We start from the raw sequence: 23,125 nt of genomic DNA, 5'->3' as shown, positions 1-23,125 counted from the left end.
ATGGCGCAATCCCAAGATCATGAACAGCTGACCGGGCAGGTCATCCAGCTAGGCACCATCGCATCGGTCGATCACGCCAACGCCACCTGCACCGTCGAAACCGGCGATATCACGACCGGCGACCTGCCATGGATCGCGCAGCGCGCCGGCGGCGTCCGCACCTGGTCACCCCCGACTGTCGGGGAACAGTGCGTCATCCTTTCCCCCGAAGGCGATATGGAAAGCGCCTTTGTCGTCCTGGGCCTCTATTCCGACGCCTGCCCGCCACCGTCCACCAATCCCGACGTCGTCCATCTGGAATTCGCAGACGGCGCGATCATCGCCTATGATCAGGCCGTGCATGCGCTGGCCGTCACGTTGCCCGAAGGCGGCACCGCGATGATCGATGCTCCCGGCGGTGCCACCTTCAACGCCGATGTGACGATCAATGGCAACGTCAATGTCGCCGGCACAGTCACCGCATCCGAAGACGTCCTGGGCGGCGGCAAGAGCCTGAAGGGCCATAAGCATAGTGGCGTCCAGTCCGGCGCCGCCCAGACAGGGGCGCCCGTCTGATGGCAGGCATGGCGCGGATCAGCGGGGCGGTTCTCGATGGCCTCGACCATATCAAGCAATCGGTGGCTGATATTCTCGGCACCCCTATGGGATCGCGCGTCGGCCGCCGCGAATATGGCTCCCTGCTGCTCGAACTGATTGACCAGCCCATGACGTCGGCGAACATCCTGCGCCTCTACGCGGCGACCGCTGTCGCCCTGTCGCGCTGGGAAAACCGTATTCGCCTGCGCCGCGTCGGCCTGGTCGCGGGCGAGCGCCCCGGCTCCGCCACGATCACGATCGATGCGACCCGCACCGACACTAGCGCCACCAACGCCCTCGTCCGCCTCTCCATCCCCCTCTCTGTCTAGCCAAGGAGCCGATCATGGCCTTCAAACATGGGATCACGCTTACCGAAATCAGCGAGGGCGCCCGCACCCTCACCGCCGTTTCGACGGCCATCATCGGCCTGGTCGCGACTTCGGCCGACGCTGATGCCGACGCCTTTCCGCTGAACCGCCCCGTCCGCATCACCGATATTGAAGCGGCGATCGGCAATGCCGGCGTCGATGGAACGCTTGCCATTGCGCTGCGCGCCATTGCGGACCAGGCTCGCCCTGTCGTCGTGGTCGTCCGCGTGGAGGAAGGCGCCGATGCTGCTGGCACCGCTGCGAACGTCATCGGCACGACGGACGCAAACGGGCAGAAGACGGGCATGCAGGCGCTGCTGGCGGCGCAGGCGCAGCTGGGCGTCAAGCCGAAGATCATCGGTGCCCCCGGCCTCGAAACGCAGGCGGTCATTGCTGCCCTGGTCGTCGTCGCGCAGAAGTTGCGCGGCTTCGCCTATGCTCGCCTGGTCGGTGAGGCGACGGCCGACGCCATCCTGTTCCGCGCCAATTTCAGTGGCCGCGAACTGATGCTGCTCTATCCCGATTTCCTCGCCTTCGATACCGCGTCAGCCGCCAACATCGCCAGCTTCGCCGCTGCCCGTGCCATGGGCCTCCGCGCGCGGATCGATGAGGAAGTGGGGCCGCACAAGACCCTGTCCAATTATGAGGTCCAGGGCGTCGTCGGTCTGACCAAGGATATCTATTGGGATATCGAGGACGCCAGTAGCGAAGCGGGCCAGTTGAACGCCAAGGAAATCACGGCGCTGATCCGCACCGACAGCGGCTATCGTTTCTGGGGCAACCGCACCACGGCAGAGGCGGGAAGCCTGTTCGCCTTCGAAAGCACCGTGCGCGTCGCCCAGCTGCTCGCGGACACGGTCGTCAACGGCATGCTCTGGGCGATCGACAAGCCCATAACGCCGGCGCTGGTCCGCGACATTGTCGAGACGATCAACGGCTTCTTCCTTCAGCTGAAGGCCGCCGGCGTCGTCCTGGGCGCCAACGCCTGGTATGACGAGGCGAACAACAGCACCGTCAGCCTGAAGGCCGGCAAGCTGCGGATCGACTATGACTATACGGTCCCGCCGCCGCTCGAAGACCTCGGCTTCAACCAGCGCATCACCGACAGCTATTTCGCGGACTTCGCGAGCCTGCTGACCGGCAACAGCTGACCGGCCCGCCTCCCTCCCCCTCATTCGCATAGGAGCAAGCCATGGGACTCCCCAGCATCCTCAAGAACATGATGCTTTTCAACGAAGGCCAGAATTACATGGGGGAGGTCAAAACCGTGACCCTGCCCCCGCTGACCCGCAAGATTGAGGAATGGCGCGGCGGCGGCATGCCCGGTGCCATCGGCATCGACATGGGCATGGACGGCCTTCTGGAAATGGCCTCGACCTTTGGCGGCCCGATGCGCGATATCCTTCGCCAGTTCGGCGTCCTCCTGGTCAACGGCGTCTATCTGCGCTGGGTCGGCTTCCACCAGAAGGACGACACCGGCGCGACCGATACGGTCGAGGTCATCGTGCGCGGTCGCCACAACGAAGTCGACATGGGCGACCAGGAAGTGGGCGAGGTCGGGGAATTCAAGGTCACGACCACGCTCGCCTATTTCAAGCTGGTTTGGAACGGCCGAACCGAGATCGAATATGATCCGCTGAACGCCGTCTTTATCGTCAACGGCGTCGATCTGATGGCCGAACAGCGCAGTGGCCTCGGCCTCTTCTGATCCATCCTGCCCGGCGCGCCGCGTCGGGCAACCTTTCCCTTCATCACCGGAAAATCATCATGAGCGAACCCGCCACCCCCTTGTTCCGCACCGTCAGCCTCGACACGCCCATCGTGCGCGGCGAACAGACGGTCGACACCATCAACCTGCGCAAGCCCAAGTCGGGCGAACTGCGCGGCCTCTCCCTGGTCGATCTGGGCCAGCTGAAGGTCGATGCCCTGACCAAGCTGCTGCCCCGCATCTCGACGCCGCCCATTTCCGAAGCCGAGGCCGCCAACCTCGACCCGGCGGACCTGCTCGCATGCGGCGCGGAAATCGGCGGTTTTTTGTTGCAGAAGTCGCAGCGTATGGATGCCCTCGATCAGTAGATGACGCGATGGCGGACGTGGCGGTCATCTTTCATTGGCCGCCGCAATCCATGGACGACATGCACCTGTCCGAACTCATGTCCTGGCGCGATCAGGCCGCCAAACGCTCCAAGCCCCCCGAAACGCCGAAAACGAAGAAGCGCTGATGGCAGACAAGAACCTTCGATTGCAGGTCATCCTTGAAGGGCTGGACCGCGTCACGGCACCGCTGAAGCAGATCACCGGCGCGTCCGCTGCGGCGCGCCGCGACCTGGCCGAAACGCAAAAGCAGCTGAAGTCCCTCGACGCCCTGCAAAAGCAGGTCAGCAGCTACAAGGCCAAGGAAACCCGGTTCGCGGACGATACGCGGAAATATGAGGAAGCCCAGCAGCGCGTCGCCGCCCTGCGCGACCAGATCGCCGCGACCGAAGGCCCCACGAAGAAGCTGCGCGCCGAATTCGAGAAGGCCGAACGCCACACCGCCCAGCTGGCCGCCCGCCTCGACGCCGGCGGCACCGAACTTCAGCAGCTTGCCGCCAAGCTGTCGGCCGCCGGCATCGACGTCGCGGACCTGGCTTCGCACGAAGGCCGCCTTGCCGGCCGCGTCCATGACACCAACCAGGCCTTGCGCCAGCAGACGGCCCAGCTGGAAAAGGTCGAGCAGGCGAAGCGCAATTCGGACAAGCTGAACGACATCAGCGGCAAGGCGACGGGCGTTGGCCTCGGCATGATCGCCGCCGGCACCGCCGCCGCCGTGCCGGTCGTTGCCGCGACCAAACAGGCGATGTCCCTCGAAAGCGCGATGGCGGACGTCTCCAAGGTCACGAACATGGCCGCGCCGGCGATCGAGCGCATGTCCACCGACTTTCTCGACATGAGCGAGCGCATTCCCATGGCTGCGAACGAACTCGCCACCATCGCCGCCGCTGCGGGTGCCGCCGGCGTCGGCATGGACAAATTCGGCAAGCCCATGCGCGACCAGCGTGAGCAGCTGTTGCAGTTCACCAATGACGCGGCCGAAATGGGCGTGGCCTTCGACATGACCGCCGATATCGCGGGCGAGACGATGGCGAAGTGGCGCACCGCGTTCGAATTGCCCCAGGCCGGCGTCGTCGCCCTGGGCGACCGCGTCAATGCCCTGACCAATACCTTCGGCGGCAAGGCCGCGAACGTTACCGACATCATCACGCGCATCGGCCCCTTGGGCAAGGTCGCCGGCCTGGCCGCGCCGCAGATCGCCGCCCTCGGCTCCACGCTGGACAGCATCGGCGTCCCCAGCGAGGTCGCGGCCACCGGCATCAAGAATACGATGCTGGCGCTCACCAAGGGCGATGCGGCCACCAAATCGCAGATCGCCGCCTATAAGCAGCTGGGGCTTGAGGCGACCGACGTTGGCAAGCGGATGCAGACGGACGCCGCCGGCACGATCATCGACGTCATGGAGCGGATCGGCAAGCTGGACGCGGACAAGCAATCGGGCATCCTGACCCAGCTTTTCGGTTCGGAAAGCGTTGCGGCCATCGCTCCGATGCTGACCAACCTCGACGGGCTGAAGCGCCGCCTTGAACTGGTGGGCGACGCCGACAAGGTCGCGGGATCGATGCACGGCGAATTCCTCAACCGCATTGCCACCACCGAAGGCGCGACGGGCCTCGCCACCAATGCGCTTTCCGGCCTCAACATCACCATGGGCAAGGCATTGCTGCCAACGGTCGTCCAGCTGGCCGACTATGTGAAGTCAGCGGCCAGTTCGATGCGGGGATGGGCGCAGGAACATCCCGTCCTCGCAAAAGGTATCATGATCTTCATGGGCGCCGGCGCCGCGCTGTTGATCCTGCTCGGCGGCCTGGCGCTGGGCTTCGCGGCTCTGACCGCCGCTGCCGCGCCGCTGGGCATCGCCCTGGGGCCGCTGCTGCTGATCGTCGCCGCCGTGGCCGCCGTCGCGGCTGCGGCCTATCTGATTTATGACAATTGGGGCGCGATAACGGCCTGGTTCTCTGCCTTGTGGGAAAACATCAAGGCCATGGTCGGCGGCGCGATCAATTTTCTGATCGCCGCCTTCCTGAAATTCACGCCGCTGGGCCTGCTGATCAGCGCCTTCGCGCCGGCGCTCACTTTCCTGCGGTCGCTGAATTTCACCGAAATCGGACGCAATCTGATCCAAGGCCTGATCAACGGCGTCCTCGGCATGCTCGGCGCGCTCAAATCGACCATCATCGGCGCAGCCAGTTCGGTCGCCAATTGGTTCAAGGCGAAGCTGGGCATCCATTCGCCCTCGCGCGTCTTCGAAGGGCTGGGGGGCTTCGTCATGGCCGGCTTGGATCAGGGGCTTGCCGCGAACACAGATAGCCCGCTGGCCCGGATTTCCGGCTTGTCGGATGCGATGACCGGCAACATGACCGCCAGCGGCGATGGATTGCTGGCGCGCATGACCGACATCGCAGGACGGATGACCAGCGCGCTTGCCGCTGGCGCCGTCGCCCCTGTCATGGCCGCGGCTTCCCCCGCCATGGCTCAATCCGCCGCCAGCGCGCCGTCCTCTGCCGTCGCGCCCGCGCCGGCGACCTACAACATCAACATCACCGCCGGCCCCGGCGCATCCGCCACCGATATAGCGGAAGAGGTCCGCAAGGCCCTCGAAGCGATCGAGCGCGAGCGGCGCGGACGCGGCTTCGAGGACGATTGAGGACTGAAATATGCACCTGATGGCCCTTGGCATGTTCCTTTTTCAGATCCCGACGCTGGCCTATGACGAACTTCAGCGGAAGACGGATTGGCGCTTTGCCATGGCGAGCCGCGTCGGCACCCGCGACGCAGCGCAGTTCCTTGGCGTGGGAGAGGAAACCGTCAGCCTTTCCGGTTCCACCTATGCCGAAATCAGCGATGGCCGCGTTTCGCTCGACACCCTGCGCGAGATGGGCAACGCCGGCGAAGCCCTGCCGCTGGTGGGCGGCGATGGAACCGTCTTCGGCAATTTCATCATCCGGTCGCTGGACGAACGCCATGCCGTGCTGATGGCCGATGGCCGCGCCCTGCGGATCGATTTCGGCATCGACCTGTGGCGCGTGGACGACCCGGCGACGGCGCAGGCTTCGGCATGACCGACCGGATCGTCAACATTCCCGACTGGCGCGTGACGCTCGACGGCAAGGATTTGACCGACAGGATGCGCCCGCGCCTGGTGTCGCTCACCCTGTCCGAAAAGCGCGGCGACGAAGCCGACCAGCTGGATATCGTGCTGGACGACAGCGACGGCATGCTTGCGATCCCGAAGGAAGGGGCTACCTTGCAGGTCCATCTGGGCTGGAAACAGGGGCGCGACGTCACCCCCGGCCTGGTCGAGAAGGGCAGCTTCAAGGTGGATGACGTCACCCATAGCGGGCCACCCGATCAGATCAGGATACGCGCCCGCGCCGCCGATTTCACCAGCGCGATCCGCAACCGTCGCGAACAGAGCTGGAAGAATACGACGTTGGGCGCCGTGCTGAAGGATATCGCGGGCCGGAACGGCCTGACCCTGAAGGTCGCGGCCGACCTGTCCTCGATCGCGCTGCCGTCCATCACCCAGAACCGGGAAAGCGATATCGCCTTCCTCAAGCGTCTCGGCCGCGAGAATGACGCGGTCGCTACCATCAAGAACAAGCATCTGATCTTTGCGCGCAAGGGCGCCGGGACGACCACCAGCGGCAAGGCTTTGCCGACCCTTACCATCACCCGCCGCGATGGCGATGGCCACACCTGGTCGCGCCAGAAGCGGGACGGGCAGGAGGGCGTGACGGCCAGCTGGCACGACAAGAAGGGGGCGAAGCGCAAAAGCTTCACCGTGGGCAAGGAAGACGGCGCGAAGAAGCTGCGGAAGGTCTATCCCGACGAAGCATCCGCGAAGCGCGCCGCCATTGCGGAGCGCGACCGGATCAAGCGCGCGCCGGCGACGTTCGACATGAAACTTGCGCTAGGCCGGCCCGACGCCTTCCCCGAAACGCGGGTGAAAGCATCAGGCTTCAAGGATGAAATCGACGCGACGACCTGGCTGATCGCGGAAGTCACGCACATGCTTGATAACAGTGGCGGCTATGGCACCGATTTGAAGATGGAGACGGCCCCTTGATCAATTAAAACAGAGCATTTTTTTTCGCTTTGTCTTCTAATTCTTGAAATTGAGACCAAATGCCCGATCCTTCGAGATAGCTTCGTATTGACATGTAATTCGGGTCAGCGAGAAGGACCGTTGCCACAGTTGCGCTATATTGTTCTGACGGCTGAGCCTCGTTCAGAAGCTTGTGAACGGCACGAACAACCTTCTTTTGAGTTTTTAGCGAAGTATCCCCTGCCAATATTTTGTCCACATCCTCTTTAATTGTGCAAAGTGCTTCGCAAACCTCTGTTCCAATCTCAAATCTCAATCTTACAACCCGGTCCGAGTCATTTAGATAAACCGCGCGAATGGTTTCCTTTCCAATATCATCCTTTTCGTATAGTCGGAAATTCCTCAGATAAAGATGCTTGTTGGGATTATCGACATAGGGGTCAACAATCATGCCGTCAGTTACCACGTTGTGTTCGCCCTTTTCTCCATTGCAACGCTTGCAAGAAGGGAGAAGGTTGTCCCAGATGACGACAAGATTAGGATGATGTTTCTTGCAACGGAAATGTTCAACTTCCATGTACTTCGATTCTTCATCGATCTTCGCTTCGCAAAATGCACATTTTCCAGATGAAGATGCAAGCAAAGGCTTTTTAATAAAACTCTTGTTCCAAACAGAGCTGCCGTCTGCTTTGAACTGATCGGTGAGTTCCGAAATTTTTGAAGCATCCAGTTTTGAGGGAACGGGAGCCCGTTTAAGACGAATCATTCAGCACGATCCTGCACTGGTGCGGATGCAAGTTCGATGATTTTCCTAATGTGGCTGCTAGGATGCAGCATTTCCTTGAGAAGAACCTTGGCTTCCTGCATGCTGTCAAAGTCTTGACGGTCAACCGCCTCATCGAACTGCTTCAGGACTGAGCGATAGGCAACACTCTTGGTGTCTGCAACACCCATGACGTCCTCTAAGATTTCTTCCAATGACCATCCGCTATAACCGAACCTGCTTGGTTCGCCTCGTCGCACAAAAACATCGTCATCAGCCGACCTACCCAATGCTATTACTTCAGAAGTGGACGCTGACTGGATTACGTGAGGACTATGTGTAGTCGCAATAACTTGTGCATTCGGAAAAGCACGTTTTAAGATTGAACCGATCTTTTGTTGCCAGGTCGGATGGAGATGCAATTCAATCTCATCGATCATTATGACGCCGCCGAAATCATCTGCCGCAACTGCCAAGTTCCGATATTCAATCTCCTTCAGACACCCAAGAAGAAGAGTGTAGGTCGACTTGAAACCAGATGATAAATACTCAAATGGAAGTATCCCCGTAGGAGTTCGAACCATGATTTCGAAGGTCCTCGCATTTACTCCTTCGAAATGAAATTGCTCGTCCAATATCGAAAAAAATGATTTTGCAAGATCAAGGTTTCTCGTCATGTAATCCATCCAGCCAGCATCTTCAGAGTGGCTGGACAGAACGTATCTATTCAAGAACCATCTTTTAATTTCACTCGAGTCCAAACCGCTTGATAATCGGACCCCCTGTTCGTACTCGCTGAGCGTCGGATCCCGGTCAATTGTCTCGCGACGCTGATATGTGAAATCTCGACTGGCGCGGATATAAATAATCCCGCGAGACTCAGAGGAGGGGTTATACTGGTTGTCACTTTGATCTGGCGCGAAAGCATTGACAGCGATTTCATATTCTCTTGTCGATTCGCCGTTCCAGACTTGAACGGCAGCCCGCCCGCTTTCGCTATTGGCCTTCTTTTTAAGACGATTGGGAATCTGGGAAATAGTTGAAGCGATGGCTTCGAGAATTGTTGACTTTCCGATCCCGTTGTCACCGCAGATTAAATTGATACCGGACTGAAGGTCGAAGTCGATTTGTAATAGGGAAAACGGCCCAATAGAATTAAGTTGAAGCGTTTTGATCCGTATGGGTTCCACGTCATCCTCGGCTCTGGCAGTTGGATTTGCCGTAAACGGCTAATTACGTTTTCCTGACTATCGCAACGATACGGCCGAGAACGTGGAGTTCGTTGTCGTAGGCGATTTCGTCGCGCACATTCTGGTTATCGCTCATGATCTTGATCGAGCCATCCGCCATCTGGCGCAGGCGCTTGACCATTCCGCTGTTGCCATAGGCGCAGGCCCAGATTTTGTCCGCCAGATGCAGCGTTTGTTCGGACGCGTCGATCAGCAGCAAATCACTGTCGAGGATGGTCGGCGCCATCGAATCCCCGATGCCCTGCGCGAAATACAGATGATCCGGCGACGCACCGGTATAAATCTTGATCCACTCGCGCGAAAAATGGCGGACGGTCGTCGTGACCGGAACCTCCAATTCGGTTGCACCCATGCCATAGCGCAGATCGATTTCGCGGACTGGAACCAAACCCAATTCACCAGCGATGACGTCGGTCGAAGGAAGGGCCACATAGCCTTCGGCGGGATCATCGGTTTCGCCGCTCAGATAAGCCGGCGTGGTTTGCAGCGCCTGGGCGATTTGGTGGATGTGCTTCGATCCCTGGGCGCCGTTCTTGATCAGATGATTGATGCTGGGTTGCTTGATGCCCACGCGCCGCGCCAGTTCCGCTTGCGACATGCCTAAAGTTTCAAGCCGTGATCGGATGCGCCCGCCAAAATCCATGGCGCGCCACCCTATAGATTCGTCTATAGACCGAAAGTTAGATTTGCCTATTGACGAGTCTATAGATGCGTCTATAGATGGCTCTATGAGCAACAAACTTACCCTATCTCAAATGCTTGCGTTAGCAGTCCAACGCCGGATCGCGCCGGTAGGTAGCGTCACCCTTACCCCGTTCCAGGCTCTCCAACTTGCTGTTGATTTAGCTGGCGGTCAGTCCGCTATGGGCCGCATCTGCAAGAAGGCGCAGCCCACAGTCTGGAAATGGCTCCAGACGTCAAAGCGCCTGCCGCCTGAGCATGTGCTTGCCGTTGAGGCGGACACTGGCGTTTCGCGGAATCTTCTTCGCCCCGACATCTATCCCCTTTCTCTGCCCACCGAAGGCATCGGCCCCGGCGAAGAATGTGGGGGCATCATACCGGCTCTGGCTGCTCCCGTCCCTTGCGATCGGGTCGTCAAATTGCAACGAAAGGACATCCATTGATGCCCGTCATCACCATGCCCGCGCGCAAATGCGGCAAGTCTTTCTCGCATGCCGAACATTTGGAGATCGGCCTGCTCAATGCGTTGTTCGACGCTGGCCATCCGGTGAGCGCCAGCGATTTGGAAACGAAGCTGCGCTGCACCCGCCGCGACCTGTTCCGCGCCATCACCGCCCAATATCGCCTTGGCAACGTCCGCAAGGGCCAGCCCGTCGAACTCACCAATTCCGGCCATATTGCCATTGCAGCTGGGCGCCATGCGGGCACCGTGGCGGTGGCAGCATGAGCCGCCCCCAATATCGGCTGCGCGGACAATTTGTCGCGCGGCACACCTTGACCGTGGCGGAAGAATTGACCGCCCATCGGGACGAACCGACACCCGCTCCGCAATTGCCGCGCTGGTATAGCCTCGCCGCCTTTCTCGTCATGAGCAGCGCGACGATCTTCGCCATGTGCGCCCTGGGGAGGCCGGGGGCATGAACATGGATATGAAGCTGATCGCAGACCTTTCCCACACGGCGACGGCGCAGAAATCCCTTTTGGACGCGAAGCTGGCTGAGTTCGCTGCCTATGCGCACATGCGCAATGCTTCTGCCATGAACCTAGCGCGTGACCAGGCGCATACGCTGCTGGATGCCTATTGCGACACCACCGATCGTTCGATGGCCGAAATACGGAAGGCAGGCTTGGCATGACCAAGGTCCGCGCGCCTCTGTCCTTTTCCCTCGCCATCACGACGGCGGTCGCCCTCATTGGCTGGGACAAGGCCGCGACGCTCACGCGGCGCGCCAAGCGCACCGTTCGCCATTGGAGCGAAAGCGACCGCAAGGGGACGCCAACGCTTGACCAGGCCATCGCCCTCGATCGCGCCTATATGGAGGCCGGCGGCGATTTCCCGCCGATCCTGCAAAGCTATGCCCGCCAGTTGGACGTCACGCTGGGCCAGTCACTGGCCTGTCGCGCGGCGCTCGCCCAGGCGATCACGGATCTATCGAAAGAAACGGCCGACGCCATCGGCAGCAGCATCCCTGTGATGCAGCCGGGTGTGTCAGACACGGCCATTCATCGCGCCATTGCCGAAACCGAGGACGTCGCCAGCGCCGCGACCCGCCTTCTTGGTCGGCTGAAGTCATTCGTGAACGGCAATGGAGCCGGTCAGCGAGCAGCGGGGGAAGCATGATGATCGATGGCCAGCGGCCGAAACTCAATAATGGCGGGGGCGCGCCCCGCATGCCGTCGGTGCAATGCCCCGGCTGCGGTGAACGGGCCTTTGCCCGATCGACAACTGGCAAGGCCACGCTGCTCTATCGCGAGGTCTATTATCATTGCCGGAACGTCGAGCGATGCGGTTGCCAGTTCGTCGTCGGCATGGCGACGCTGCGGGCGACCGTGCCTAGCCGGATGCCGCAACCGCTGGCCGCGCTGCCGATGACCCAATGGCGTCACGCGGACAACGACCGCGCCGCCAATGATGATGGCGGGCCGCCCAGCGAACCCGCCGCCGATGCCATAACCAGCTGATCTAGCGGGTCGCCCCGCCTCGATCGCCACCCAAGCCACCCGGCGCCCCCGCCGCCGGGAACGCCCTTCCTTTGCCTTCGAAAGTCCCATTCTCGCCATGTCCATGCGTGACGACATTCGCCGCGAACTGCTGCCCAGGCTCAAAGCCGATTTCCAGTGGAAGACCGACAAAGGCTCATGGCTGCGCCGTGGCAAGTGCCCCGACTGCGGCGCCTTTGAGGTCTATACGAACGCCGACAGCCCTTGGATGCTGAAGTGCAATCGGCAGGAAAAATGCGGCTGGGAAGAGACGGTCCGCGACCGTTATCCCGAAATCTTCGACACCTGGTCGAACCGCTATCAGAAGACCCGCGAGAACCCCCACGCGGCGGCCGACGCCTATCTGACCGACGCCCGCAAGCTGAACCTGATGGGAATGCGCGAGGCCTATACCCAGGAATGGTTTCAGGATCAGAAGCGCGGCATCGGCTCCGCCACCGTCCGCTTTCCGCTCCCCGGTGGCAGTTGGTGGGAACGGCTGATCGACCAGCCTGGTCGGTTCGAGAAGAAGGCGAACTTCGCCTACGGCAAATCCTACAAGGGGCAGGCATGGCAAAGGCCTGACGTCTCGATCGAGGACATGGCCGATGCGGAAAGCATCTGGATTGCCGAAGGCATCTTCAACGCCTGGGCGCTTGAGCAGGCCGGCCAGCGCGCCGTCTCCGCCATGTCGTGCAACAACTATCCTGAAGAGTTCCTGAAACAGCTTCGGGCGCATATCGCGACGTCGGACAAGCCCCTGCGCTCGCCCAGGTTGGTTTTTGCCTATGACGCCGGCGGCGCTGGCACCAGCGCGAGCCGCCAGCATGTGAAGCTCGCGAAAGAGCAGGGATGGCAGGCAAGCGCCGCCCAGCCCTGCGGCGAAGACGAAACCGGCAAGGTGCTGGATTGGAACGACTTGCTGGGCCTCGACCGGCTGACCGCCGACCATCGCGCAGAATATCTGTGGTTCGGCAAGGTACTGCTGGCGAAGGACGCCCAGGAAAAGGCTTTCCTGATCTGGGAAAAGCACCGCTGGACCAGCTTTCATTTCACCTTCGGCAACCGGACCTATTGGTGCGCGATCGACGTCGCCGTGGTGCAGGAGAAGATTGACGAATATCGCAAGAGCCGCACCCGCGAACTAAAGGACATCGACGCCAGCGTAGAGGCGGAAATCCGCATGCAGGCCTCGCGCGAGGCGCTGATGGTCGAGGAAATCGCCAATTGCGCGTTCCGCGTCCTGTATCGCCAGCGCGACGACGCCACCGACGAAACCCGCTTCTTCCTCAACATATCCTTCCCCAGCGGCAAGCGCCCCTCTGTGAAGGGCGATTTCACCGCCGCCCAGCTGCGCAAGGCCTCGAATTTCGAAGACCGCCTGTTCGCCTTCGGTGGCGTCTGGACCGGCAGCGCCCACCAGCTGACCCGCATCCTGCAACAGCAGACGCCCGACCTGCCCGACGTGCGCCCGCTTGGCTTCACCGGCTATTGCCGCGACGCGAAGGCCTATGTCTTCGGTCAATATGCGGTTTCGAGCGGGCGAGTTTACAAGCCGAACGACAATGAATTTTTCCAGATCGGAAAGCAGGCCCTAAAGCTGGGGACGTCCGAACGGCTGTTGGATATCGATTATGACGCCGACCAGCTGGACACCAGCTGGCTTGCCGATCTGTGGACCGCCTATGGCGCGAAAGGCATCGTCTGCCTGACCTATTTTTTCGGCTCGCTGTTCGCTGAACAGGTGCGCTTCGCGCCGCTCAACATGAAGAGCTTCCCCTTCCTAGAAATGTATGGCCTCCCCGGCACCGGCAAGTCCACGCTGGTCGAATTCCTGTGGAAGCTGCTCGCTCGCGAAGGGCATGAAGGTTTCGACCCTGCCAAATCGACGCCAGCGGCTATCGCTCGCCATCTGGGCAAGGTCGGCAATCTGCCGGTCGTGCTGATCGAAGGCGACCGGCGCGAGGAAGCAAGTCATTCGCGCAAATTCGAATGGGAAGAACTGAAGACCGCCTATAACGGCCGCACCGTCCGGTCGCGTGGCGTCCGCAATGGCGGCATGGAAACCTTCGACCCGCCATTCCGCGGTTCCATCGTGATCGAGCAGAACGAGCCGGTCAATGCGAGCCGCGCGGTGCTGGAACGCATCATGTCGCTGGGCTTCGACATGGCCCATTTCACGCCGGAAACGAAGATCGCGGCGGAGCGGCTTGAGCAATGGCCGGTCGAAAAGATTTCCGGCTTCATCCTTCATGCCGTCCGGCGCGAGCAGGAAATCCTCAACCGCTTTGCCCAGGCCTTCGCGCAATATGAAACCGAATTGCTGGCGATGCCCGCGATCCGCACCAACCGCCTCGCCAAGACGCATGGTCAGCTGCTCGCCTTCCTCGACGCGATCCGCACCATCGTCCCCATCAGCGATAGTCAGCAGGCCGAGACAGCCCGCTTCATCGTCCAGATGGCAAGCGACCGCCAGCTGGCCGTCAACAGCGAAGACCCGATCGTAAGCCTCTTCTGGGAACGGTTCGACTACCTGGAAGAGAACGAAACCAAGGGCGCATCCACCGGCAAGATCAACCACCATCGCCGGTGGGAAGAGGGGCTGATCGCTGTCCGCTTGAACGAAATGGAGGCCCGCTGCGCCGAAAAGCGGCTTCAGCTGCCCACCCATTCCGAACTGATCCGCGCCCTCAAAACCTCGAAATCCCGCCGCTTCATCGAGCAGGCGACGGTCAATTCCATCAACGACAACATCGGCGCCGTCCGCTGCTGGGTCTTCCATGACCCGTCGCGCGCGGTCGCCAAGCACTCCTGACAGCGAAAGGACGATCCATGCGTAACGCTCCCTCTCTGCTCGCCATGCTGGGCGAAACCGAACCGGCGGCCCGCCCCGTCGTCATGCCCTGGGAATATGTCAAAATGCGCCGCGCCGCCGCCGGCATGACGATCGAACAGGCGGCCCGTCCCTATTGGCACCGCCCCGAACACCAGGCCGACGTCGAGCGGAATATCCGCGAACTCGAAACCGTGGGCTATCGGATGCAGCGCCATTTCTTCGGCGCGGATATGTCGCGGGCCTATAACTTCAACCTCGACGTCTATCGCCAGCTTTGCGACACGCCGCCCGAACAGCACCCCCGCCTGTGCCTGGCCTGCGGGTGGGACCAGTGGACGACGCAATACGACACCAACGGCAATGATGCCACCTGGTCGGAAACCGATCCCGATCTTTGCACCCGCTGCGAGCAGCTGGAACGCAAAAAGGTCATCGCCTGATGCGGCGCCCTGACGTCATCCATGCCGCGACGTGCCGGTGCGACCGCTGTCGCCCGCTGGCCGAACGCTTCGCTGAAGCCTCCCTGCGCACCCGCGCCCTCTTCGCCGCCGGCGCGATCGTCGCCGGCATCATCCTCGCCATCTTCGGCCCGCTGATCGCGGCAACCATCACGAACTGAAGGAAATCCCATGTCCAACACCGCTGAAAACACCGCCGCTTCTGATCTTTATCGCCAAGCCGCAACGCTAGTCATTGGCGATCAGAAGGCGTCCACGAGTTGGCTCCAGCGTCAATTGCGCGTCGGCTACAATGTCGCGGCGCAGCTGGTAGAGCGCATGGAGAGGGGCGGCATCGTCTCCGCGCCCAACCATGTCGGCGCCCGCACCGTTCTTGTCTCCGCCGACGCTCTGCCATTCGATGTCGAGGCGGATAACGACGATGTCGATTGCGCAGGCGAAAATGCCGCCGCGCCGGCTGTCGTCGCGGAAAAGCCCGCTTCCGAAGGCAACGCCGCCGCCAACCAGCTACGCCTTTTCATAGAGCGCATCGAGCGCCTGGAAGAGGAAAAGAAGGGCATCGCGGACGACATCAAGGACGTCTATCTGGAGGCCAAGGCCAATGGCTATGACGTCAAGGCCATGCGGGACATCGTCAAAATTCGGAAGATGGAGCGCCACTTCCGGCTTGAGCATGAGTCGATCGTCGACACCTACAAGAACGCGCTGGGCATCGAATAATGGCGGCCCGCAAACAGCGTCCGATGCGGACGTGCGATGCGCCGGGGTGTGACACCCCGGTCCGTCGCGGCATCCTAATGTGCCGGCCTCACTGGTTTCAGGTGCCGAAGCCCCTGCGCGAAGCGATCAGCTACACATGGGCGACGGGGCAAATCCGCGCCTGGTCCGCCAACTGCCTCGAAGCGCGCAGCTATCTCGCCACCAAATCCGCCACAGCCAGCGCCATCGCGGCGCGCATCACCGGGGACCAATCATGATCGCCAAAGGCCTGATCCGCGCCCTTTTCATCATCGCCGCCCTGCTGGCGATCCCCTTCATCATCGCCGGCGCCCTCGCGAGCGCCAAGGGAGAAAGCCGTTGAAAACAAGCCAGCTCCTTAATCTCGAAGCCTCGATCGCGAGCCGCGACTGGAATGACGGCATCATTGTCGACAATTTCGCCGGCGGCGGCGGCGCTTCAACCGGCATCGAGCGCGCGTTGATGCGGCGGGTCGATGTCGCAATCAACCATGATCCTGAAGCCGTGGCGATGCACTCTGCCAATCACCCAACGACCCGGCATCATTGCCAGAGCGTTTGGGCCGTGGACCCGTTGGAAGCCGTCACCTTCGAAGGTCGCCCGCGTCCAGTTCGGCTCGCGTGGTTTTCTCCCGATTGCAAGCACTTCAGCAAGGCCAAGGGCGGGAAGCCCGTCGAGAAGAATATCCGGGATCTAGCGTGGGTCGTTCATCACTGGATCGACCGACTTGGCCCGATGCTTCGTCCCGCCATTATCATGCTCGAAAATGTCGAGGAATTCCGCACGTGGGGGCCGCTGGGGGAGGATGGGCGACCCTGCCCGAAGGCCAAGGGCAAGACCTTCGACCAGTGGGTAGCGAAGCTGCGCCGCGCTGGCTACCGCGTCCAATGGAGGGAGTTGCGCGCTTGCGACTTCGGGGCGCCCACGTCCCGCAAGCGCCTGTTCCTGATCGCGCGATGCGACGGTCAGCCCATCAGCTGGCCGAAGCCGACGCACGGCAAGCCCGGAACTCCGGCTGTCGATGGCGGCCGATTGCTGCCATGGCGCACCGCTGCGGAAATCATCGACTGGTCGATTGCCTGTCCGTCGATCTTTGATCGCAAGCGCTCGCTGAAGGATGCGACCTGTCGCCGGATCGCCGCCGGCATCATGCGCTATGTCATCAATGCGCCTCATCCCTTCATAGTGCCCGTCTGCAATGGCCAGTGGGGCGCCGGTCGCGCCTACGCTGGCGATGAACCGCTTCGGACGATCACGACGGCCAAGGGCGGAGAGTTCGCAGTCGTCGCGCCCTATTTCGCCCCGCTGCCCCATCCTGACATTGCGCATCGAGGCGAAATCGCGCTGGTCGCTCCGCACATTATGACGATGCGCAACAGCGGCAAGCCGCACACGGCCACGAATGAGCCGACCCACACAGTAACAGCCGGCGGCGCGCATCAATACCTAGTCACCGCGTTCATGGCCCAGCACAACAACATGCCGCGCGGCGGCCTGCATGCCGGCCACGACACACGAACGCCGGTCAGCACCATCACGGGACGCGGCACACAGCAGAACATCGTCACCAGCCATCTCGTGAAGCTCCAGAACAACCAGGCGGGCAAGCCCCTCAATGCACCTATAGAAACCGTCATGGCCGGCGGCCTGCATTATGGCGAGGTCCGTGCCTTCCTCGTCAAATACTACGGCGCAGCCCAGCACGGCCAAGACCTGACCGATCCGCTGCATGCGGTCACGGCGAAGGCGCGCTTCGGCTTGGTGACGGTGACGATCGCCGGGGAGGAATATGTCATCGCGGACATCGGCATGCGAATGCTGTCGCCGCGCGAATTGTTCCTCGCCCAAGGCTTCCCCGCTGATTACATCATTGATTTGGAATTCAACGGCAAGCCTCTGACCAAAACGGCGCAGGTTCGGATGTGCGGCAACAGCGTATCGCCGGTCATGTCCGAAGCGCTCGCCCGCGCTAATGCCGCCAACGATGATCAGATTGCGGAAGAAAGGATCGCCGCATGACGCCTCAACCCGAACGCTTCTTGCGGATCAACGACGTCGTCGCCCGCACCGCACTGTCTCGATCGCATATCTATGCGCTGATCGGCCGCGAACAGTTTCCCGCCCCGCGCAAGCTGGGCGCGAAATGTTCCCGATGGATCGAAAGCGAGGTGGATGCCTGGATCAGCCAGGCAGCCTGACCCTATCGACCGGGCCGACCAGGCCCGGTCGCTGCCCATCGGATCGGCTGACCAATGTGGACTTGGGGCGGCCACATATCGGCCAGCAGAATATCGGCCCATTCGCAGGCCAGTTCCCGCCGCCTCGCCATATAGGCGGCACGATTATATGCCCCTTCAGACTCGGACGTCCCCTGCGGAATGTGCGCCAGCATCAAGTCGATGATTGCGCGATCCGGCGATGCGCCGGTGTGGCCGCTTTCCCGCCATTGCCGCTCCACCCGTTCATTAATGATGGTCGAGAAGGCCGAACGGAAACCGTGCGGGACGTGACGCTGGAAATAGCCGGCGCGGATAAGCAGGGCGCGCAGAGTGTTTTCGCTCATTGGCCTGTGCCGATGCCTGTCGCTTGGGAAGACTAAGTCCAAATCGCCGGTCAGAGGCATCATGGCCTGGATGACCGCCACCGCCTGCGGCGACAATGGCACCAAATGATCCCCTTCGATTTCCGCCTTGCGATCCTTGTCGCCCTTCATGCGGCGCGCGGGGATGCGCCAAAGCGGCTCCTTACCGTCCAGGCCTTCGAATTCCGCCCAGCGCGCGCCATGCAATTCGTTCGGCCGCACCGCCGTTAACGCGATCAGCCGTAATGCCAGCTTCGTCGGCGCGCGGCACCGCTCCGCCTCGCAGTTGATCAGCAGCTGGCGCAGGTCGTCCAGCGTCGTGATGGCTGGCTGCGGCTTCGCCTTGGGCTTCTTCGGCAGCGCAATCGATAGGCTTGCCGCCGGATCGGCGATGCCGCGCCCCGTCGCCAAGGCATAAACGAATATCGCGCTGATCCGCTGGCGGGTCCGGTGCGCCGTCTCGATTGCCCCGCGCGCGGCAATGCCCTGCAACAGCTTCAGCACCATAGGCGCGGTGATGTCTTCGACCGGCAAATGACCGATCTGGGCGAATACCTCCGTTTCCAGATTGTCGAGTACGTCCTTGGTATGGACCTTGGACCAGCCGCCCTTCTGCAATTCATGCCATTCGCGGCCGATGGCGCCGAATGTCGGCCTGGTGTCGGCCACCGGCGCGGCGCGCTGGAACAGATCGATGGGCTTCGGCTCATTGCCCTTGGCAAGCAGCGTCTTCGCGACGTCCCGCGCCTCGCGCGCGTCCTTCAGCGATATCGCCGGATAGCTCCCGATCGTCAGCGTTTTTTGGACCGGCTTGCCCTGGGCGTTCCGGCCATATTGATAATTCATGCGCCAGGTGCGACCGCCGGCGGTGGAGACGTGCAGATATAGCTGCTCGCCATCGGACAACTTGTAGGCTTTCTCGATCGCGCGCGCGTTGCGCACCTTCGCGTCCGTCAGTGCCCCCATACCATATTCCCCGACTCACATACCATGGATCACGCCATATGGCAGATCAGCTACATGAGAACAAATGAGGACCGTTGCGGACAAATGACGCGCAGAAAATGCCCGGATTTCCGGGGTTTCTGGCTTCATCTGGACTATTGCAGAGGAAAAAGTGGCGGAGAGGGAGGGATTCGAACCCTCGGTACCCTCGCGGGCACGCCGCATTTCGAGTGCGGTGCATTCGACCACTCTGCCACCTCTCCGCAGAAGGTCCGGCGCGTGCCGTCCCGGTCGAGCGGCGGCCATTAGCGAATGATTTCACCCTTGCCAAGCAGCGACGAGCATTTTTCTTGTTTCGCACCGCAACCATCCTAAATTGCGTCATATGAACGACATGATTCAGATTTTCGGACCCGATATTACCGCCCCGCCGATCGTCCACGCCCGCTTCAGCATCGGGGACGTGCTTCAGCACCGACTCTTCGGCTTTCGCGGCGTAGTGTTCGACATCGATCCGGTCTTCGCCAATACCGAAGAATGGTATCAGGCCATCCCCGAGGAGGTCCGGCCGGACAAGGATCAGCCTTTCTACCATCTGCTCGCTGAAAATGGCGAAAGCAGCTATGTAGCCTATGTCAGCCAGCAGAATCTGATCGCGGACGACAGTGAGGAACCTGTCGACCATCCCGCCATTTCCGACATGTTCGGCACCTATGCGAACGGCAAATATCAGCTACGCCCGCTCCATCGCCATTAAGGGCGGCATCAAGGGGGGCCGGGCGCTGCTCGGGCTCGCCCTGCTGCTCGCGCCGGGCGGACTGGTGCAGGCCGCGCCGCCGGCATCGGCGCTTCCAGCATCGGCGCTCAAGGTCAATCCCGATCCCGCCTTCCCCTTCTCCCGGGAGATCGAGGCCTTCGCCAAGGCCAATGAGGCGGGGCCGGCCATCACCGACGCCACGCTGTTCCTGGGCAGCTCCAGCATCCGCCTGTGGGACATTCCCGGAAGTTTCCCGGACATCGGCACCGTCAACCGCGGCTTCGGCGGCGCGACCACGCCGGATGTGCTGCGTTATTACAAGCGCCTGCTGCCCAAGGCCAAGCCGCGCTCCATCCTCGTCTATGTCGGGGAAAATGATCTGGCCGCCGGCGCCGCGCCGGGCGAGGTCGCGAACAATGTGCTGACTCTGCTCAAGCAGCTCCGCGCCGATTATCCCAAGGCGCATATCGCCTATCTGTCGTTGAAACCCAGCCCGATCCGCTGGACGCTCTGGCCGAAAATGGCGGCGGTCAACATGACGGTGGCGGCGCGGGCGCGGGTGACGCGCTTCGACTATCTGGATGTCGGCCGCGTGCTGCTGGCGCCGGACGGCCTGCCCGACGCGTCGCTGTTCCGGCCCGACGGCCTGCACATGAACCCGCGCGGCTACACGCTCTGGACCCGGCTGGTCGACGCCTATCTGGACGCGGCCGTAGCCGCCGATCTCAAGCCCCTCGCCCCCTCTTGAGCGCGCTCAGACTCACTTTCCGATTGATCCACGCCCAAGCAACATTATTACCGGACGTTTATAAAACAGCCGCAGGCAAGGGGACAGACCAGTGACAAGTGATTCGGCCAAGGCGGCCCCGATGGCGGAGCTGACGCTTCGCGGCGTCATATTGGGCGCGCTGATCACCTTGCTGTTCACCGCGGCGAACGTCTATCTGGGGCTGAAGATCGGCCTGACCTTCGCCACGTCCATCCCGGCGGCCGTCATTTCCATGGCGGTGCTGCGGCTGTTCGCGACCGGCACGATCCTGGAAAACAACATCGTCCAGACCATTGCCTCGGCCGCCGGCACGCTGTCCGCGATCATCTTCGTGCTGCCGGGGCTGGTGATCATCGGCTGGTGGCAGGGTTTCCCCTATTGGCTCAGCGCCTTCACCATCGCGCTGGGCGGCATATTGGGCGTCATGTATTCGGTGCCGCTTCGACGCGCGCTCGTTACCGGCTCCGACCTGCCCTATCCCGAGGGCGTGGCCGCTGCCGAAGTGCTGAAAGTGGGCGCAGGCTCCCGCGAAGGGCTGGAGGAGAATAAGCGCGGCCTTGCCGCCATCATCGCCAGTTCGGTCGCTGCCGCCGCCTTCGCGATCCTCGCCAAGACCAGGCTGATCGCGGAGGAAGCCGCCACCTTCTTCAAATTCGGCGCGGGCGCATCCAGCGTCTCCACCAGCTTTTCCATGGCGCTGATCGGCGTCGGTCATCTGGTCGGCCTGTCGGTGGGCGTCGCCATGTTCTTCGGCCTGCTGATAAGCTGGGTCGGCCTCGTCCCCTATCTCACCGCCCCGCTTCCCTCGGGCGCGGACCTTTCGGAACTGGTCGGCACCACCTTCCGCATGAAGGCGCGCTTCATCGGCGCGGGCACGATCGGCGTGGCGGCGATCTGGACGCTGCTCAAGATTCTTGGCCCCATCATCAGCGGCATCCGCTCCGCCCTCGCCGCCGCCAAGGTCCGCAAGGCGGGCAATGCAGGCCTGCTCGACATCACCGAGCGCGATCTGCCGATCGGCATCGTCGGCGGCACCATCCTCGCTTCGCTCATCCCCATCGCCATCCTGCTCTGGGTGTTCGCGCAGGGCGGGCCGATCGCACTCAACCCCGTACCGATCATTGCGCTGACGCTGGCCTATATATTGGTCGCGGGCATCGTCATCGCCTCGGTCTGCGGCTATATGGCGGGCCTGATCGGCGCGTCGAACAGCCCGATTTCCGGCGTCGGCATCCTCGCCGTGCTGGGCGCCTCGCTGATCCTCGCGGCGATCTACGGCTCGGGCGGCGACCCCAAGCAAAGCCAGGCGCTCATCGCCTATGCCCTGTTCACGACCGCGATCGTCTTCGGCGTCGCGACCATCTCCAACGACAATTTGCAGGACCTGAAGACCGGCCAGCTTGTCGGCGCGACGCCGTGGAAACAGCAGATCGCGCTGGTGCTGGGCGTGATCTTCGGCGCACTGGTGATCCCGCCAGTGCTGGACCTGCTGAACAGCGCCTTCGGCTTTGCGGGGGCGCCCGGCGCCAAGGCGAGCGCCCTCCCCGCCCCGCAGGCCGCGCTGATCTCGGCTCTGGCCAAGGGCGTGCTGGGTGGCGATCTCGACTGGAAGCTGATCGGCTTCGGCGCAGGCATCGGCGTGGTCGTGGTCGCCATCGACGAGCTGCTGGGCAAGGCGGGCAAGCTGCGCCTGCCGCCTCTCGCCGTCGGCATGGGCATTTATCTGCCGATGGCGCTGACCCTGCTGATCCCGGTCGGCGCGGTGATCGGCCATGTCTACAACCGCTGGGCGCTGCGCCAGTCCCACCCCGAATTTGCCGAGCGTATGGGCGTGCTGATGGCGACCGGCTTCATCGTGGGCGAAAGCCTGTTCGGCGTCGCCTTCGCGGGGATCGTCGCGGCGACCGACAGCGACGCGCCGCTGGCTTTGGTGGCGGAGAACCCCTGGGCTGTGGTGCTTTCGGTGATCGCCTTCTTTGGCGTGATTGCGGCGCTTTACGGGAGGCTAAGGCATTGGGCTAGCGCGCCGCTGGGGTGACCTGTGTAATCCTCCCCATCGGAGGATAAGGAAGGATTGGGGCCTGCCCAGGTTTGGCTTGGGTGGATTGGGAGTGAGCGGACGGCTTACTTGCGCTCTTTCCTAGAACGCACCGTGCTCCTGCGAAGGCAGGAGTCCAGTCCTGCTCTTAGTGATCATCGCTCCGCCTGAACTGGGTTCCTGCCTTCGCAGGAACACGGTGCGCCTAATGGCCGCAACTGACCATTTTCAGCCAATTTCGGC

28 protein-coding genes, 1 tRNA gene and 2 pseudogenes are annotated in these 23,125 nt (G+C 62.0%); 26 read left to right on the top strand and 5 right to left on the bottom strand.

Going from position 1 to position 23,125, the window contains the following annotated elements; translation table 11 throughout:
• Genes HUK72_RS14430 through HUK72_RS14390 form a run of 9 tightly spaced genes read left to right on the top strand, consistent with a single transcriptional unit; the run spans position 1 to position 7,107 of the window.
• Complete coding sequence (locus tag HUK72_RS14430) at positions 1-555, top strand: phage baseplate assembly protein V (protein WP_176597866.1); 555 nt, start codon at positions 1-3, stop codon at positions 553-555.
• Entirely contained in the window at positions 555-905 is a 351-nt protein-coding gene (locus HUK72_RS14425; protein ID WP_176597339.1) for a GPW/gp25 family protein, read from the top strand. The genes HUK72_RS14430 and HUK72_RS14425 overlap by 1 nt, the downstream gene beginning before the upstream one ends.
• Positions 906-916: 11 nt before the next feature.
• Positions 917-2,095, top strand: a complete 1,179-nt coding sequence (locus tag HUK72_RS14420) for a phage tail sheath subtilisin-like domain-containing protein (RefSeq protein WP_369805994.1) — start codon at positions 917-919, stop codon at positions 2,093-2,095.
• 41 nt (positions 2,096-2,136) lie between these two features.
• The gene (locus HUK72_RS14415) at positions 2,137-2,652 is read left to right on the top strand and encodes a phage major tail tube protein (RefSeq protein ID WP_176597337.1); all 516 of its coding nucleotides are present in this window, start codon (positions 2,137-2,139) and stop codon (positions 2,650-2,652) included.
• Positions 2,653-2,711: 59 nt separating this feature from the next.
• Positions 2,712-3,020: a phage tail assembly protein gene (locus HUK72_RS14410; RefSeq protein ID WP_176597336.1), complete on the top strand. Its 309-nt coding sequence runs from the start codon at positions 2,712-2,714 to the stop codon at positions 3,018-3,020.
• An 8-nt stretch (positions 3,021-3,028) separates the two neighbouring features.
• The gene (locus tag HUK72_RS14405; protein ID WP_137710118.1) at positions 3,029-3,166 is read left to right on the top strand and encodes a GpE family phage tail protein; all 138 of its coding nucleotides are present in this window, start codon (positions 3,029-3,031) and stop codon (positions 3,164-3,166) included.
• Positions 3,166-5,685 (top strand): phage tail tape measure protein, encoded by a 2,520-nt coding sequence (locus tag HUK72_RS14400; protein ID WP_176597335.1) that lies wholly within the window; start codon positions 3,166-3,168, stop codon positions 5,683-5,685. Before HUK72_RS14405 ends, HUK72_RS14400 begins: the two co-directional genes overlap by 1 nt.
• 10 nt (positions 5,686-5,695) lie before the next feature.
• Positions 5,696-6,100, top strand: a complete 405-nt coding sequence (locus HUK72_RS14395; protein ID WP_255325728.1) for a phage tail protein — start codon at positions 5,696-5,698, stop codon at positions 6,098-6,100.
• Positions 6,097-7,107, top strand: coding sequence for a contractile injection system protein, VgrG/Pvc8 family (locus HUK72_RS14390; protein WP_176597334.1), 1,011 nt, complete (start codon positions 6,097-6,099; stop codon positions 7,105-7,107). Before HUK72_RS14395 ends, HUK72_RS14390 begins: the two co-directional genes overlap by 4 nt.
• A 4-nt stretch (positions 7,108-7,111) precedes the next feature.
• On the opposite strand, the gene HUK72_RS14385 is transcribed toward HUK72_RS14390, so the two are convergent.
• The 3 genes from HUK72_RS14385 to HUK72_RS14375 are packed head-to-tail and all read right to left on the bottom strand — an operon-like array spanning position 7,112 to position 9,742.
• Entirely contained in the window at positions 7,112-7,852 is a 741-nt protein-coding gene (locus HUK72_RS14385) for an HNH endonuclease (protein WP_176597333.1), read from the bottom strand.
• Positions 7,849-9,039 carry an AAA family ATPase gene (locus HUK72_RS27645; protein WP_176597332.1) on the bottom strand — a complete coding sequence of 397 codons (1,191 nt, stop codon included), beginning with the start codon at positions 9,037-9,039 and terminating at the stop codon, positions 7,849-7,851. The genes HUK72_RS14385 and HUK72_RS27645 overlap by 4 nt, the downstream gene beginning before the upstream one ends.
• 43 nt (positions 9,040-9,082) lie before the next feature.
• Positions 9,083-9,742 (bottom strand): S24 family peptidase, encoded by a 660-nt coding sequence (locus tag HUK72_RS14375; protein WP_218035979.1) that lies wholly within the window; start codon positions 9,740-9,742, stop codon positions 9,083-9,085.
• Between the two features lie 112 nt (positions 9,743-9,854).
• On the opposite strand from HUK72_RS14375, the gene HUK72_RS14370 reads away from it, so the two are divergent.
• The 14 genes and pseudogenes from HUK72_RS14370 (at position 9,855) to HUK72_RS14305 (ending at position 17,990) form a co-directional block, all read left to right on the top strand.
• Entirely contained in the window at positions 9,855-10,223 is a 369-nt protein-coding gene (locus tag HUK72_RS14370) for a YdaS family helix-turn-helix protein (protein WP_176597864.1), read from the top strand.
• On the top strand, positions 10,223-10,507 hold the full coding sequence (locus HUK72_RS14365) for a hypothetical protein (RefSeq protein WP_176597330.1): 285 nt from the start codon (positions 10,223-10,225) through the stop codon (positions 10,505-10,507). The genes HUK72_RS14370 and HUK72_RS14365 overlap by 1 nt, the downstream gene beginning before the upstream one ends.
• The gene (locus HUK72_RS14360; protein ID WP_176597329.1) at positions 10,504-10,701 is read left to right on the top strand and encodes a hypothetical protein; all 198 of its coding nucleotides are present in this window, start codon (positions 10,504-10,506) and stop codon (positions 10,699-10,701) included. Before HUK72_RS14365 ends, HUK72_RS14360 begins: the two co-directional genes overlap by 4 nt.
• A complete protein-coding gene (locus tag HUK72_RS14355) occupies positions 10,698-10,916 on the top strand; it encodes a hypothetical protein (protein WP_176597328.1) in 219 nt (72 codons plus the stop codon). The genes HUK72_RS14360 and HUK72_RS14355 overlap by 4 nt, the downstream gene beginning before the upstream one ends.
• The gene (locus tag HUK72_RS14350; protein WP_176597327.1) at positions 10,913-11,401 is read left to right on the top strand and encodes a hypothetical protein; all 489 of its coding nucleotides are present in this window, start codon (positions 10,913-10,915) and stop codon (positions 11,399-11,401) included. Before HUK72_RS14355 ends, HUK72_RS14350 begins: the two co-directional genes overlap by 4 nt.
• Entirely contained in the window at positions 11,398-11,742 is a 345-nt protein-coding gene (locus HUK72_RS14345) for an ogr/Delta-like zinc finger family protein (protein WP_176597326.1), read from the top strand. Before HUK72_RS14350 ends, HUK72_RS14345 begins: the two co-directional genes overlap by 4 nt.
• A 103-nt stretch (positions 11,743-11,845) precedes the next feature.
• Positions 11,846-14,575, top strand: coding sequence for a toprim domain-containing protein (locus HUK72_RS14340; RefSeq protein WP_176597325.1), 2,730 nt, complete (start codon positions 11,846-11,848; stop codon positions 14,573-14,575).
• 17 nt (positions 14,576-14,592) lie between these two features.
• Positions 14,593-15,036, top strand: a complete 444-nt coding sequence (locus tag HUK72_RS14335; protein WP_176597324.1) for a hypothetical protein — start codon at positions 14,593-14,595, stop codon at positions 15,034-15,036.
• Positions 15,036-15,215: a hypothetical protein gene (locus HUK72_RS14330; RefSeq protein ID WP_176597323.1), complete on the top strand. Its 180-nt coding sequence runs from the start codon at positions 15,036-15,038 to the stop codon at positions 15,213-15,215. The genes HUK72_RS14335 and HUK72_RS14330 overlap by 1 nt, the downstream gene beginning before the upstream one ends.
• Before the next feature lie 10 nt (positions 15,216-15,225).
• A pseudogene (locus HUK72_RS27285) lies at positions 15,226-15,420 on the top strand (DNA translocase FtsK); the annotation flags it as partial.
• A gap of 114 nt (positions 15,421-15,534) precedes the next feature.
• Positions 15,535-15,774 (top strand): annotated as a pseudogene (locus tag HUK72_RS27280) (DUF2312 domain-containing protein); the annotation flags it as partial.
• A 101-nt stretch (positions 15,775-15,875) separates the two neighbouring features.
• Positions 15,876-16,031 carry a hypothetical protein gene (locus HUK72_RS27010; protein ID WP_218035978.1) on the top strand — a complete coding sequence of 52 codons (156 nt, stop codon included), beginning with the start codon at positions 15,876-15,878 and terminating at the stop codon, positions 16,029-16,031.
• A 100-nt stretch (positions 16,032-16,131) separates the two neighbouring features.
• A complete protein-coding gene (locus tag HUK72_RS14310; protein ID WP_255325726.1) occupies positions 16,132-17,811 on the top strand; it encodes a DNA cytosine methyltransferase in 1,680 nt (559 codons plus the stop codon).
• A complete protein-coding gene (locus HUK72_RS14305; protein WP_176597321.1) occupies positions 17,808-17,990 on the top strand; it encodes an AlpA family transcriptional regulator in 183 nt (60 codons plus the stop codon). Before HUK72_RS14310 ends, HUK72_RS14305 begins: the two co-directional genes overlap by 4 nt.
• 2 nt (positions 17,991-17,992) lie before the next feature.
• Here HUK72_RS14305 and HUK72_RS14300 read toward each other — a convergent pair whose 3' ends face one another.
• The gene (locus HUK72_RS14300; RefSeq protein ID WP_176597320.1) at positions 17,993-19,339 is read right to left on the bottom strand and encodes an integrase arm-type DNA-binding domain-containing protein; all 1,347 of its coding nucleotides are present in this window, start codon (positions 19,337-19,339) and stop codon (positions 17,993-17,995) included.
• A 152-nt stretch (positions 19,340-19,491) separates the two neighbouring features.
• Positions 19,492-19,581, bottom strand: a tRNA-Ser gene (locus tag HUK72_RS14295).
• Positions 19,582-19,703: 122 nt separating this feature from the next.
• Between HUK72_RS14295 and hspQ the strand changes: the two genes are divergently transcribed.
• From hspQ to HUK72_RS14280, 3 genes are all read left to right on the top strand, one after another.
• Positions 19,704-20,075: a heat shock protein HspQ gene (gene hspQ, locus HUK72_RS14290; RefSeq protein WP_176597319.1), complete on the top strand. Its 372-nt coding sequence runs from the start codon at positions 19,704-19,706 to the stop codon at positions 20,073-20,075.
• Positions 20,032-20,823 carry a GDSL-type esterase/lipase family protein gene (locus HUK72_RS14285; RefSeq protein WP_176597318.1) on the top strand — a complete coding sequence of 264 codons (792 nt, stop codon included), beginning with the start codon at positions 20,032-20,034 and terminating at the stop codon, positions 20,821-20,823. The genes hspQ and HUK72_RS14285 overlap by 44 nt, the downstream gene beginning before the upstream one ends.
• A gap of 121 nt (positions 20,824-20,944) precedes the next feature.
• Positions 20,945-22,882, top strand: coding sequence for an OPT family oligopeptide transporter (locus tag HUK72_RS14280; protein WP_218036120.1), 1,938 nt, complete (start codon positions 20,945-20,947; stop codon positions 22,880-22,882).
• The last annotated feature ends 243 nt before the right edge of the window (positions 22,883-23,125 follow it).

Origin of the sequence: Sphingobium sp. 15-1, assembly GCF_013375535.1 — a bacterium.
In the GTDB taxonomy this organism is placed as follows: domain Bacteria; phylum Pseudomonadota; class Alphaproteobacteria; order Sphingomonadales; family Sphingomonadaceae; genus Sphingobium; species Sphingobium aromaticivastans.
This window is presented reverse-complemented; position numbering and strand designations above follow the sequence as displayed.